13 protein-coding genes are annotated in these 12,361 nt (G+C 65.3%); 8 read left to right on the forward strand and 5 right to left on the reverse strand.

What is annotated here, in order from left to right; genetic code table 11:
- Positions 1-22: 22 nt before the first annotated feature.
- The 5 genes from M1D93_RS14010 to M1D93_RS14030 all read right to left on the reverse strand — a co-directional run bounded on the left by M1D93_RS14010 (position 23) and on the right by M1D93_RS14030 (position 4,004).
- Entirely contained in the window at positions 23-457 is a 435-nt protein-coding gene (locus tag M1D93_RS14010; RefSeq protein ID WP_461172088.1) for an ankyrin repeat domain-containing protein, read from the reverse strand.
- Positions 458-1,540, reverse strand: coding sequence for a CAF17-like 4Fe-4S cluster assembly/insertion protein YgfZ (gene ygfZ / locus M1D93_RS14015; RefSeq protein WP_461172089.1), 1,083 nt, complete (start codon positions 1,538-1,540; stop codon positions 458-460). It lies immediately after the preceding gene.
- 138 nt (positions 1,541-1,678) lie between these two features.
- Positions 1,679-2,419, reverse strand: coding sequence for a flavodoxin family protein (locus M1D93_RS14020; RefSeq protein WP_461172090.1), 741 nt, complete (start codon positions 2,417-2,419; stop codon positions 1,679-1,681).
- 39 nt (positions 2,420-2,458) lie between these two features.
- Positions 2,459-3,067 (reverse strand): nitrobindin family protein, encoded by a 609-nt coding sequence (locus M1D93_RS14025; protein ID WP_461172091.1) that lies wholly within the window; start codon positions 3,065-3,067, stop codon positions 2,459-2,461.
- Between the two features lie 169 nt (positions 3,068-3,236).
- Positions 3,237-4,004, reverse strand: coding sequence for a permease (locus M1D93_RS14030; protein ID WP_461172092.1), 768 nt, complete (start codon positions 4,002-4,004; stop codon positions 3,237-3,239).
- A 349-nt stretch (positions 4,005-4,353) separates the two neighbouring features.
- Between M1D93_RS14030 and M1D93_RS14035 the strand changes: the two genes are divergently transcribed.
- From M1D93_RS14035 to asd, 8 genes are all read left to right on the forward strand, one after another.
- Positions 4,354-5,052, forward strand: a complete 699-nt coding sequence (locus tag M1D93_RS14035) for a winged helix-turn-helix transcriptional regulator (RefSeq protein ID WP_387545420.1) — start codon at positions 4,354-4,356, stop codon at positions 5,050-5,052.
- 50 nt (positions 5,053-5,102) lie between these two features.
- Positions 5,103-6,071, forward strand: coding sequence for a mycothiol synthase (gene mshD, locus M1D93_RS14040; RefSeq protein WP_461172093.1), 969 nt, complete (start codon positions 5,103-5,105; stop codon positions 6,069-6,071).
- A 129-nt stretch (positions 6,072-6,200) separates the two neighbouring features.
- Positions 6,201-8,450, forward strand: a complete 2,250-nt coding sequence (locus M1D93_RS14045; RefSeq protein ID WP_461172094.1) for an RNA degradosome polyphosphate kinase — start codon at positions 6,201-6,203, stop codon at positions 8,448-8,450.
- A gap of 11 nt (positions 8,451-8,461) precedes the next feature.
- Complete coding sequence (locus M1D93_RS14050; protein ID WP_461172095.1) at positions 8,462-9,433, forward strand: NUDIX hydrolase; 972 nt, start codon at positions 8,462-8,464, stop codon at positions 9,431-9,433.
- A gap of 65 nt (positions 9,434-9,498) precedes the next feature.
- A complete protein-coding gene (locus M1D93_RS14055; RefSeq protein ID WP_461172096.1) occupies positions 9,499-10,302 on the forward strand; it encodes a thymidylate synthase in 804 nt (267 codons plus the stop codon).
- On the forward strand, positions 10,299-10,883 hold the full coding sequence (locus tag M1D93_RS14060) for a dihydrofolate reductase (protein WP_461172097.1): 585 nt from the start codon (positions 10,299-10,301) through the stop codon (positions 10,881-10,883). Before M1D93_RS14055 ends, M1D93_RS14060 begins: the two co-directional genes overlap by 4 nt.
- A 2-nt stretch (positions 10,884-10,885) precedes the next feature.
- The gene (locus M1D93_RS14065) at positions 10,886-11,104 is read left to right on the forward strand and encodes an NF038396 family protein (RefSeq protein WP_461172098.1); all 219 of its coding nucleotides are present in this window, start codon (positions 10,886-10,888) and stop codon (positions 11,102-11,104) included.
- A gap of 102 nt (positions 11,105-11,206) precedes the next feature.
- A complete protein-coding gene (asd, locus tag M1D93_RS14070; protein ID WP_461172099.1) occupies positions 11,207-12,337 on the forward strand; it encodes an aspartate-semialdehyde dehydrogenase in 1,131 nt (376 codons plus the stop codon).
- Positions 12,338-12,361: the final 24 nt, after the last annotated feature.

A 12,361-nucleotide genomic window follows, 5' to 3' on the forward strand; every position in this document is an offset into this window, starting at 1 on the left:
GGCCGGGCGGACCCGGGAAAGGCTACGCCAGGAGATCGAGGATCTCCTGGCGGGCAAACATCTGTGCCGCCGCCCGTGCGGACGGCGAGCCTGCATCGGGATCGGCACCGGCGTCCAGCAGGACACGGGCAACGTCGGTGTAGCCCTTGAACGCCGCCCCGGCGAGCGGCGTCTGCCCGCGGTCATTGGCGGTGTCGGCCTCAGCGCCGTGTTTCAGGATGAGCTGAACCGTCTCCGCATGCCCGTGGTAGGCAGCGAGCATCAGGAGGGAATCCCCGGCGGAATTCGTCAGGGTGGCCGGAGCGCCGGCGTCCAGATAGGCACGCAGCAGTGCCGAGTCCCCCTCCCTGGCCGCCTGGAAGAGCGTATGCGCCAAAGCCAGCGCCTCGTCGTCGGGCCCTCCCTGGCCCGCAGGAGAGTCGGACGGCGCTGCGTTGGTTCCGGCGTTGTCAGTCATTTAGCGTGGCCCCTTGAGGAATCCGGTCTGGCGCCCCACTACCTGGCCGGCGTCGGGGGCGACGATGAGTTCCTGGGCGGCAGGGTAAGGCTCCTCGCCGTCCAGGACCGTCAGTATTTCATCCGCACCCACGGAACGCTTTATGACTGCCAGGGCAACCGGCCCCATCTCGTAATGCTGGGCCACCGAGGTGACCGTCCCCACCTTCCGGTCCCCCACCAGCACCGGGCTTCCGGCCTGCGGCAGGGTGTGCTGCGACCCGTCCAGCTGGAGGAACACGAGCCTGCGCGGGGGGTGTCCCAGGTTGTGCACGCGCGCGATCGTTTCCTGTCCCTTGTAGCAGCCCTTGGCCAGGTGCACTGCCGTGCGGAGGAGGTCCAGCTCATGCGGGATCGTCTTATCGTCCGTTTCAGCACCGATCCGGGGGCGCCACGCCGCCAGCCGAAGCGCTTCCGCCGCGAGGACTCCTGCCAGCTGGCGGTCGGTAAGCCGCTCTTCCAGGTGCGCGGCCGGAACCAGGTACTCAAACCATGGCCGCTCCAGTCCGGGGTGGCTTGTTTCGGGAACGGTGGCATAGGAATAGCCGCCGGCCGCCACGTTGGGCCAAGGATCCTGCCACACCAGCAGCTCCGGCCACTCCGGGATTGCCCTGGTGCTGCCCACCACGGCCCAGTCCACGGAAACGTCGGCAATCTCCACCCGCAGCATGAACTTCATCCGGTTCAGGAACTCGGCCAAGGGTGCTGCTTCCGCAGCCTCAACAATCAGCCAGGTGGTCACGCCGTCGTCTATCACCCGGGCGTCGAAGTCGATCCTGCCCTGGACGCTGAGGAGGAGCAGCTCGCTCGACTCCCCCGGCTGAAGGCCGGCCACCTGCTGGGAGGACAGCGTGTTGAGCCAGCTCAGCCTGTCCGGCCCGGCGACTGTGACAACGCCGCGGTGGGAGAGGTCGACGACGGCGGTACCGGCAGCGAGTGCGCGCTGCTCGCGCAGCGGCTCGCCGTAATGGGATGCGACGCCGGCGTCTGCGCCGGTTGCCTCAACGGCTCCAGGGCGCGACAACAGAGGGCTCGAAATAGTCATACTGGGGCAACGTCCTTTAGTCGGCGAGTATTCCGGGTGGGCTTGGCAGTGATCGCGCTTGTCGAGATCCAAGGGTTTCGATAAGGGCAAACCACGGGACCGGTTGGGGAGGCCCGAATCACCGCAGGGAGATTGGGCCTAGCGGTATTCCGGATTCTCGAAGTCGAACCGCGTCCCGGCGGCCCATTCCTGCGGGAGGTTGCCATAGGCGGGAAGCCCGCCGGCGTCTTTGAGGATCCGGGCCAGGTGCAGCAGGTTCCAGGTCATAAAGGTGACGTTGCGGTTGGTGAAGTCGGTTTCGGGCCCGCCCGAACCCTCGTCCAGGTAGCTGGGCCCTGGCCCCACGGCTCCGATCCACCCGGCGTCGGCCTGGGGCGGGATGCTGAAACCGATGTGCTGAAGGCTGTACAGGACGTTCATGGAGCAGTGTTTGATGCCGTCCTCGTTGCCCGTGATAAGGCAGCCGCCCACTTTCGGGTAGAAAGCCCACTGGCCTTTGCTGTTCAGTTCGCCCGAATGGGCGTAAAGGCGTTCGATCAGCTTCTTCGTCTGGGAAGAGTTGTCTCCGAGCCAGATGGGTCCGGCCACCACCACGATGTCCGCTTCCTGCACCGCCGGGTACAGTTCGGGCCATTCATCGGTGGGCCACCCGTACTGGGTCATGTCCGGGTAGACACCGCTGGCAATATCGTGGTCCACGGTGCGGATCACGCGGGTGCTGACGCCCTGCTTTTCCATGATGAGCGTGCTGATGTTGATCAGCCCGTCCGTGTTACTGGTCTGGGGCGACCTCTTCAGGGTCCCGTTGAAGAAAACGGCTTTCAGGTCGCTGTAGCTGCGCGCGCTCGCAACAGCCTGCTCGTTCCGAGGATCTTCCACGTGCCATAACCCGCTTTCGTTCCACCGGACCGCACGAGGTCAGGAGACTTTTTTGAGGAAGGCGGAGGCGTGCGCTTCCAGTCCCTTGCCTTCTTTGCCGCCGACGGCAACATCCCAGCGCCACAGCAGGTTCCCGTCCACGAGGCCGAAAATCCGCGTGGCCGCACTGTAGTCCTTGGAGTGGCTCCCGCGCATCACCATGTCCGTGGTGAGCTGGATCTGCGGTCCCTTGATCTGTCCGTAGTACAGCTCGGAAATACCTCCGGGATGCGAGATGGACACCGAGATATCGAAGCCGCCCTCGCTGTTGCGGAGGGCCTCCACCTCGTCGGCACTCTTCAGTGCAGGAACGATGTCCGCCGGGATCAGGCCAGGGCCGCCGTCGGCATCCAGCTGTTTGCGCTCCAGCGCCCAGAAGCCGGTCTCAACGGTCAGCGGCCGCAGGCGCGTGCCGTCGTCGTCCGTCAACCAGCTCTCTGCGCGGTACTGGAGGTAGGGCAACCCGTTATGGGTGAAGGACACGTGCTGCAGGAAGTGTTCCGAGTCCTCGTCCCCTGTGCCGAGCCGGCCGCGGCCCTCCCACTCACCAATGAGCCAGGAAAGCGGGACAAGTTCTGGGGTGAGGTCGGTGGGAATCTCAATGGGCACAGCAATTACCTCGGAAAACGGCTAGCTCCGGAAAGGGTCTACTTCTGGCCCTTGAACAGGCGGTAGACCACAAAGCCGGCAAACCATGCCATGGAGAGGCTGGCGATGCCGAGCAGGACAAGGAAGAAGATTTCAAAAGCAAGTACGGACATGATGCCATCCTAACGCGTTAGTAGAGGAGTAGTTTGTCTATGAAGTAAGCCAGGGAACCCACCGCCGAGACCGGCGCCAGCCCAATGCTAAGGGCAGCAGGAACATTAATTGGAGCGCCGCGCAGGGTCACGAGCCGGCGGAAGCTAACCAGGACGGCACCGACCACAACACCAAAAACGGCCGCCGGCAGGACTGCGATATCGGAGAGCACCAGCCCGGCGAGCGGTCCGGCAAGTCCCGCGAGGGCGATGCCCAGGGGCGCCACAATGCTGTCCGGCCACCTGATCAGTCCGGCCAGCAGGGCAACCGCCGCGCTAATGGCAGCCACCAGCAGCATCTCCCGCACCCCGTTGAACCGGGCACCCGCGATCCAGCCCGCGCCCAGGCAAGCCAGCAGCACTCCCACCGAGCAGCCAAGGGTCGACTCCAGCCGCTGCGCCTGGCCGGTACCGCGGATAAGCTGCACCACAAAGATGGCCATGATACCGAGCGCAATAAAGGGCGGGGTCCAGTCGAGATAGCCGGGAGCAGGGGCGTAAGCAGCAGCCAGCGCCGCCCCGGCGCCGGCCAGGGAGATCACCGCCGCGAGCGTCTTTTTGGCGGGAATCCGGAGGAAGTGCGGCCAGCCGATGCCCACCGCAGCGGCGCTGGCCACGGCAACAGCGACGAGGGCCTCGCGGGACGTGTAAACCCCTGCAATGATTGCGGCCAGCCCGGCAATCCCCACCACGCCAATGGTCCACGAGCCCAGGGAGCGCACGGGCGCCTGCAGTTCCGCCGTCATACCGATCCCGGCCCGGGCCTAGTCTGTGCACTCACTGCGCTGCATCCCATCCTGCGTTGACCTTTTGCGTTGACCTTGGAAGGCGGTCCGCCCTCGGCGGCAGGGCATCCGGCCCTGCCCCAATCCTGCCTTATGTGAACGGGATATGTCGCAAAAAGTACGCGCATCGGGGCTGAATCAATGGTCCCGGCAGGGCCTGCAGGTATACTCAGAGCTCAGCTAAGTTCCCTGCTGAAGTGGCCGGACCGCCGTCATTGGCAGCGTCCCAAGCCGGGGCAGGGAGCCAGTACCGGCCGGTGAAAATCCGGTTCAGTCGCCCAATGATGCGCGGACGGCCCTTGGAGGAACAATGTCGCACATCCTGTTACTGACCAACAGCACCGGCTCTTCGGTGGACATTCTGCCTGCCTTGGAATTGCTGAACCACCGGGTCCACATCCTTCCCGCAGAGCCAACGGCCCTGCTGGAAACCGACCCCTGCGACATCGTGCTGCTGGACGCCCGCAAGGACCTGGTGGGTGCGCGTTCCCTCACCCAGCTCCTCAAGGCCACCGGACTGAGCGCCCCGCTGGTGCTGATCCTCACCGAAGGCGGCATGGCTGCCGTCTCCTCCGCCTGGGCCGTGGACGACATCGTGCTCGAATCAGCGGGCCCCGCCGAGGTGGAAGCCCGCATCCGGCTGTCCGTCGCCCGGGCCGTGCCCGAGCAGGACGACACGCCGTCCGAGATCCGCGCGGCCGGCGTCGTCATCGATGAGGCGAGCTATACCGCCCGCGTGAACGGGGCACCCTTGAACCTGACGTTCAAGGAATTCGAGCTCCTGAAGTACCTTGCGCAGCACCCCGGCCGCGTGTTCACCCGGCAGCAGCTGCTCACCGAAGTGTGGGGCTACGACTACTACGGCGGCACCCGTACCGTGGACGTCCACGTCCGGCGCCTGCGCGCCAAGCTGGGCGCCGACCATGAAAACCTCATCAGCACTGTCCGCAACGTTGGCTACCGGCTCACCCTGGTCCGGCAGCAGGAAGACGAGCTGACGGAAGCCTGAGCCGGGCTGCCCGCGGTCCGGCTTTCGGCGATCCCGTATAGCCTTGCCTCATGACTCCAGCGCACCCTGAGAAGTGGCCCGTCCGTGTTGTTCAAGGCGGTGTTGACCGGCAGCTGCTGAAGGACTGCAGCGATCTCCTGGCCGCGGCGGAAGAGTCGGACGGCAACCCGTCCATTTCGGAGCAGACCCTTATCAGTATGCGTGCCGGCGATTCCGCGGAACACAAGCTGCTGACCTTGGCGCTGTATGCCCCGGACGAGGACTCTGATCCGGCCTCCGGCCAGGACCTTGCGGGTTTCGCCGCAGTGGTCGAAGAGCCGGACGGCAACGGCGTGGTCGAAATCGCCGTGCACCCCAGCTACCGTAACCAGGGTGTCGCCGACCGCCTCGTTGGCGCCCTTCAGGACCGGCGCGGGCTGCAGGGACTGAAGGCGTGGTCCCACGGCAACCATGAGGCTGCGGCCGACCTTGCCGCCCGCTACGGCTACGTCCCCGTGCGGGAGCTGTGGAAGATGCGGATGACGACGGCGGCCGCTGACCTTCCCGACGCCGCCCTGCCGGATGGCGTTTCGATCCGGGCGTTCGTGCCCGGCCAGGATGAGGACGCCTGGCTGACGGCCAACCGTGCCGCCTTTTCCCACCACCCGGAGCAGGGCAGCCTCACCCGCGCGGACCTTGATGCCCGGATGGCTGAGGACTGGTTTGACCCCGCAGGCTTCCTCCTTGCCGTGAACGGGAACGGCCGGCTGCTGGGATACCACTGGACCAAGGTGCACCCCAGCCACGGCACCCACCCGGCGATCGGTGAAATCTATGTGGTGGGCGTGACCCCGGAAGCCCAAGGTTCAGGCCTGGGCAAAGCCCTGACGGTGGCGGGCATCAGGTACCTGCAGGGCCTGGGGCTGCACGCGGTCATGCTGTACGTCGACGCCGACAATGCCCCGGCAGTCTCCCTGTACCGCCGGCTGGGCTTCACCCGCTGGGACATGGACGTGACGTACGGCCCGGCGGCGGGTTAGTCCAATCCCCGGATGCAGCATCCGCACGGCGCTAAATCAAAGGCCCCCACGCACTGAATGCTTGTATGGTTGAAACAGAACCGCGCAGGCCGGAAACGGCAGCAGAAAGCGCCAGGTAAAGGAGATGCCATGAACCCGGAACCTTCCGGAGCAGCCACGTCCCAAGAGACTCCAGTCCCCGTGCGCGCCCGATTCGGCTCCTCGGAGGTTCCGGCGTCGCGGGCCACGCAGGACCGGATCGACATCCCGGATTTTGCCCCCAACCTGGAGCCCGAGGGCGACATCCGGCCGGATCGCTTCCTTGACCGGGAACTGAGCTGGCTCAGCTTCAACTCCAGGGTCCTGGAGCTTGCCGAAGACGCTTCCCTGCACCTGCTGGAACGGGTCAGCTTCCTCTCCATTTTCGCGTCCAACCTGGACGAATTCTTTATGGTCCGCGTGGCCGGCCTGAAGCGGCGCATCGCCACCGGACTCGCTGTCCCCTCCCCTGCGGGTTTGAGCCCGGTGGAAGTGCTGGAAAAAATCGGTGAGGAAGCCCACCGGCTCCAGCAGCGCCATGCACAGGTCTTCGCAGAACAGATCCGCCCGGCCCTGGCGTACGAGCACATCCACCTTATGCACTGGGACGAACTGGATGACGCGGCCAAGCAGCAGCTCAGCCAGATGTTCGCCGAAAAGGTCTTCCCCATCCTGACCCCCTTGGCGGTGGACCCTGCGCACCCGTTCCCCTATATTTCGGGCCTCTCCCTGAACCTCGCCGTTGTGGTGCGGAACCCCGTCAGTGACAAGGAACTGTTCGCCCGCGTCAAGGTGCCGGACCAGCTGCCCCGGCTCATCTCCATCGACGGCCCGCGTGCCGGTGCGGTGGCCGGCCGGGTGGCACGTTTCATCGCTCTTGAAGAAGTCATTGCCGTCCACCTGGACAAGCTGTTTGCCGGGATGGAAGTCCTGGAACACCACACCTTCCGCGTCACCCGGAACGAGGACGTGGAGGTTGAGGAGGACGACGCCGAGAACCTGTTGCAGGCGCTCGAAAAGGAATTGCTGCGCCGCCGCTTCGGCCCCCCTGTACGGCTTGAGGTCACCAACGACATCAACCCCAACATCCGGGCGCTGCTGATCCGTGAACTGGGCGTTGAGGAATCCGAGGTCTACTCCGTCCCCGCCCCGCTTGACCTCCGGGGACTGTCGGTCATTGCGGGCATCGACCGCGCCGACCTGCACTATCCCAAGCACGTTCCGCATACCTCCCGGTACCTGAACGAGTCCGAGACCTCCAAGGCCGCCAACGTCTTCGCCGCGATGCGCCGCCGCGACATCCTGCTCCACCACCCGTACGACTCCTTCTCCACCTCGGTCCAGGCCTTCCTTGAGCAGGCCGCCGCGGACCCCAAGGTCCAGGCCATCAAGCAGACCCTCTACCGCACTTCCGGCGACTCCCCCATTGTTGATGCCCTGATCGACGCCGCCGAGGCCGGCAAGCAGGTCCTGGCCCTGGTGGAGATCAAGGCCCGGTTCGATGAGCAGGCGAACATCTCCTGGGCCCGCAAGCTGGAACAGGCCGGCGTGCACGTGGTGTACGGCATCGTGGGCCTGAAGACCCACTGCAAGCTCTCGCTGGTGGTGCGCCAGGAAGTGGACGGGCTGCGGCGCTACTGCCACATCGGCACAGGCAACTACCACCCGCGGACAGCCCGCTACTACGAGGACCTGGGCCTCCTGACCGCCAACGACCAGGTGGGCGAGGACCTTTCCAAGCTCTTCAACCAACTCTCCGGCTACGCCCCCAAGTCAACCTTCAAGCGGCTTCTGGTTGCTCCGCGTTCGGTGCGTTCCGGGCTGATCGACCGGATCGAAACGGAGATCCGGAATGCCCGCGCCGGGCTGCCGGCCCGCGTCCAGATCAAGGTGAACTCCATGGTGGACGAGGCCATCATCGATTCGCTGTACCGCGCGTCCCAGGCCGGGGTGAAGGTGGACGTCGTGGTCCGCGGCATCTGCTCGCTGCGCCCGGGGGTGCCGGGGCTCAGCGACAACATCACCGTCCGTTCGGTTTTGGGCAGGTTCCTGGAGCACTCCCGCGTGTTCGCCTTCGCGAACGGCGGGGACCCGGTGGTGTACATCGGCTCGGCGGACATGATGCACCGCAACCTGGACCGACGGGTGGAGGCCCTGGTCCAGCTGGCCGCTGCCGATGACATCACCTACGTCCTGGACCTGTTGCGCCGCTATATGGCCCCGGAAACCGCGAGCTGGCACCTGGACAACGAGGGGAACTGGTCACGTCACCACCTGGCCGACGACGGCAGGCATCTTGAGGACGTTCAGTCCTTCCTGCTGGCGTCACGGCCGCGGCAACGCAGCCTGAGCCGACGGTAAGGGCCGCTGTTTTGTCGAGCGACGCACTCGTAGCAGACCAGACAGACCACCCAGGCGAACCGGTAGCAGTCACCGCTGCCGGCGCCCTGCCGTGGCGGTTGTCCAAGGACAAGCTGGAAGTCCTGCTGATCCACCGGCCCCGTTATGACGACTGGTCCTGGCCAAAGGGCAAGATCGACGACGGCGAGACCATCCCGGAGTGTGCTGTCCGGGAGGTGCAGGAAGAGATTGGGTTCACCGCCCAGCTTGGCATACCGCTGCCGCCGATCCATTACCGAGTGGCTTCCGGGCTGAAGGTGGTCCATTACTGGGCTGTCAAAGTCAACGGCGGAGGGAAACTGGTTCCGGACGGCAAAGAGGTGGACAGTGTGATGTGGTGCGCCCCGGAAAAGGCGGCCAGGCTGCTTTCCAACCCGTCCGACGTCGAACCCCTTGAGTACCTGCGCCAGGCCCATGAGCGCGGCGAACTGGACACCTGGCCCCTCCTGGTGGTCCGCCACGCAAAAGCGAAACCCCGTTCGTCCTGGACCAAGGCGGAAGGCGAGCGGCCGCTGGCTGCCACGGGAACGCGCCAGGCGCAGGCCGTTGGCCGGCTGCTTCAGGCGTGGAGGCCGCCCCGGATTGTCACCAGCCCGTGGCTCCGCTGCGTGGCCACGGTTGCGCCCTATGCGAAGGCAACGGGTGCCAAGGTGAAACTGGCGGAAGCCCTCACCGAGCACCGGCACCAGCGGAGCCCCAAGAAAACCGCGGCAGTCATCGAGGCCCTCCTCGACAAGCAGCGGGCGGTAGCCGTCTGCACCCACCGCCCGGCGCTGCCCACCGTGTTCGGGCAGCTGGCCAAACACATGCCGCCGCAGCTGGGGGCACTCCTGCCTGCCAAGGAACCGTACCTGTCCCCCGGCGAGCTGGTGGTGTGCCATGTGGCTCCCGGCGGGCAAAACCGGATTGTCGCCGTGGAACAGTTCAAGCCTTTCGACGACTAGCTGTATTGACCTCAGAGGTTGGTGACGCGGCTGGGCTGCTGCCGGTAGCAAAGTAGACTTGAGCCGTGAGCATCCCAACGCCTTATGAAGACCTCCTGCGCGATGTCATGGCTTCCGGCACGCACAAATCGGACCGCACCGGAACCGGAACCACCAGCGTCTTCGGGCGCCAAATGCGCTTTGACCTGGCCGAGAGCTTCCCGCTGATCACCACCAAGCGGGTTCATTTCAAGTCCGTGGCAGTGGAACTTCTGTGGTTCCTCCGCGGCGAGACCAACGTGAAATGGATGCAGGACCAGGGTGTCACCATCTGGAATGAATGGGCCGACGCGGACGGCGACCTCGGACCTGTTTACGGGGTCCAGTGGCGCAGCTGGCCCACCCCGGATGGCGGGCACATCGACCAAATCGCGGAACTTATCGAGAACCTGAAGACCAACCCGGACTCCCGCCGGCACATCGTCTCGGCGTGGAATGTTGCCGAACTCCATGACATGGCACTGCCGCCGTGCCACGCGTTCTTCCAGTTCTACGTGGCAGACGGCAAGCTCTCCTGCCAGTTGTACCAGCGCTCCGCCGACATGTTCCTCGGTGTGCCTTTCAACATCGCCTCCTACGCGCTGCTGACCTGCATGGTGGCACAACAGGTGGGACTCGAGCCCGGCGAATTCGTCTGGACCGGCGGGGACGTGCACATCTACGAGAACCACATGGACCAGGTCCTCAAGCAGCTGGACCGGGAGCCGTACGAGTACCCGCAGCTGAAGATCACCCGGAAACCCGCCTCGATCTTCGACTACAGCCTCGAGGATTTCGAAGTGGTGGGCTACCAGCACCACCCCACGATCAAGGCTCCGATCGCGGTATGAGCACGGAAAATTCGACCGATCCGCAGTCCTTCACCGAGGAACTGGCCGCATCGGTGACCGGCGTGGGACTGGTATGGGCGCAGACGCCCGACGGTGTCATCGGCAAAGACGGCGACATGCCCTGGCACCTGCCGGAGGACCTCAAGCACTTCAACCGGCTGACCATGGGCCACCCGGTGGTGATGGGCCGCAAGACCTGGCTGTCCTTTCCGGAAAAGTACCGTCCCCTGCCCGGCCGGACCAACATCGTGATCACCCGGCAGAAAAGCTGGGCCGACACGCCCGAGGCGGAGGGCGCCGTCGTGGTTCCTTCCCTTGATGACGCGCTGCTGGAATCCCAGTTCGTCGACGGCGGCGAAACCGTCTGGATCCTGGGCGGCGGCGAGATTTTCAGCCAGTCCACCGAGCTCGCCAACGTCGCGGTGGTAACCACCATCGACGTCGATGCCGACGGCGACACGTTCGCCCCCGCGCTTGGCACCAGCTGGGAGGCTGCCGCCTCCGTCCCGCCCGACGGATGGCTGACGGCTGCCAACGGCACCCGCTACAGATTCACCAAATGGTCAAGGACAGAGGGCTAGCAATGCTGAAGAAACCGGAAACCCTCTTTGTGCTGGGCTACATGCTGCTCCCCCTGCTGGCGCTGCTGTCGGCCATCGTTGGGCTCACCATGATCCTGGGCGGCAACAAGATCGCCGGTGTGATCGTACTCGTGGTGGTGACGCAGGTGTTTGCGTTCGGCGCCTTCTTCGCGCTGCGGGCACGCAAGGCCGCGGTGCTGGAGAACAGCGACCGCGGCTAGCTCCCGGAACGCATTCCTCGGAAGCCCAGCGCATCGGGCGGGCAGCTGCCAGAGTGACGTAACCGACTGCGCCCTGCCCGTTCCGGCGTCTAAACTGGACGGATGACTACAGCAGCTACCCCTTCCGTCGGCCTGGTCGGATGGCGCGGCATGGTCGGTTCCGTCCTCATGCAGCGCATGCAGGACGAGGGCGACTTCGCCAACATCAACCCGGTGTTCTTCTCCACTTCCAACGCAGGAGGTGCAGCGCCTTCCTTCGCAGAAGGCGCCGGCAAGCTCGAGAACGCGTTCGACATCGACACCCTCGCGAAGCTGCCCATTATTGTCACCGCCCAGGGCGGGGACTACACCAAGCAGGTCCACGGCGAACTCCGCAGCCGCGGCTGGGACGGCCTCTGGATCGACGCCGCCTCCACCCTGCGCATGAACGACGACTCCATCATTGTGCTGGACCCCATCAACCGGGACGTCATCGACAAGGGCCTCGTTAACGGCACCAAGGACTTCATCGGCGGCAACTGCACCGTGTCCTGCATGCTGATGGGCCTGGGCGGCCTGTTCAAGAACGGGCTGGTGGAGTGGGGCACCTCCATGACCTACCAGGCTGCTTCCGGCGGCGGAGCCCGGCACATGCGCGAACTCCTCAGCCAGTTCGGCACGCTCAACGCCGAGGTCAGCACGGAACTGGACGACCCGGCGTCGGCCATCCTGGACATTGACCGCAAGGTCCTTGCCCATCAGCGCACCGGCATCGACGCCACGCAGTTCGGCGTCCCGCTGGCCGGCTCCCTGATCCCCTGGATCGACGCCGACCTCGGCAACGGGCAGTCTAAGGAAGAGTGGAAGGCCGGGGTTGAGACCAACAAGATCCTGGGCACCGGCGAGGAAAACCGCGTGATCATGGACGGACTGTGCGTCCGTATCGGCGCCATGCGCTCCCACTCCCAAGCCCTCACCCTCAAGCTCCGCGAGGACCTGTCCGTCGCCGAGATCGAGAAGCTCCTGGCCGAGGACAACCAGTGGGCCAAGGTGGTTCCGAACACCAAGGAAGCCTCCATGGCTGAGCTGACCCCCGTGGCGGCATCCGGCACCCTGGACATCCCTGTTGGCCGCATCCGCAAGATGGAGATGGGCCCGCAGTACATCAGTGCCTTCACGGTGGGCGACCAGCTCCTCTGGGGCGCCGCCGAACCGCTGCGCCGCATGCTGAACATCGCCACCGGGAACCTGTAACCCTCAAGCTGCCTGAACAACGGC

This window comes from Arthrobacter sp. Z1-9 (genome assembly GCF_054792695.1).

Excerpts from the sequence above, each read along its gene's own strand:
- M1D93_RS14010 (WP_461172088.1), bottom strand. The coding sequence starts at position 457 with ATGACTGACAACGCCGGAACCAACGCAGCGCCGTCCGACTCTCCTGCG.
- ygfZ (WP_461172089.1), bottom strand. The coding sequence starts at position 1,540 with ATGACTATTTCGAGCCCTCTGTTGTCGCGCCCTGGAGCCGTTGAGGCA.
- M1D93_RS14030 (WP_461172092.1), bottom strand. The coding sequence starts at position 4,004 with ATGACGGCGGAACTGCAGGCGCCCGTGCGCTCCCTGGGCTCGTGGACC.
- M1D93_RS14035 (WP_387545420.1), top strand. The coding sequence starts at position 4,354 with ATGTCGCACATCCTGTTACTGACCAACAGCACCGGCTCTTCGGTGGAC.
- mshD (WP_461172093.1), top strand. The coding sequence starts at position 5,103 with ATGACTCCAGCGCACCCTGAGAAGTGGCCCGTCCGTGTTGTTCAAGGC.
- M1D93_RS14045 (WP_461172094.1), top strand. The coding sequence starts at position 6,201 with ATGAACCCGGAACCTTCCGGAGCAGCCACGTCCCAAGAGACTCCAGTC.
- M1D93_RS14060 (WP_461172097.1), top strand. The coding sequence starts at position 10,299 with ATGAGCACGGAAAATTCGACCGATCCGCAGTCCTTCACCGAGGAACTG.
- M1D93_RS14065 (WP_461172098.1), top strand. The coding sequence starts at position 10,886 with ATGCTGAAGAAACCGGAAACCCTCTTTGTGCTGGGCTACATGCTGCTC.
- asd (WP_461172099.1), top strand. The coding sequence starts at position 11,207 with ATGACTACAGCAGCTACCCCTTCCGTCGGCCTGGTCGGATGGCGCGGC.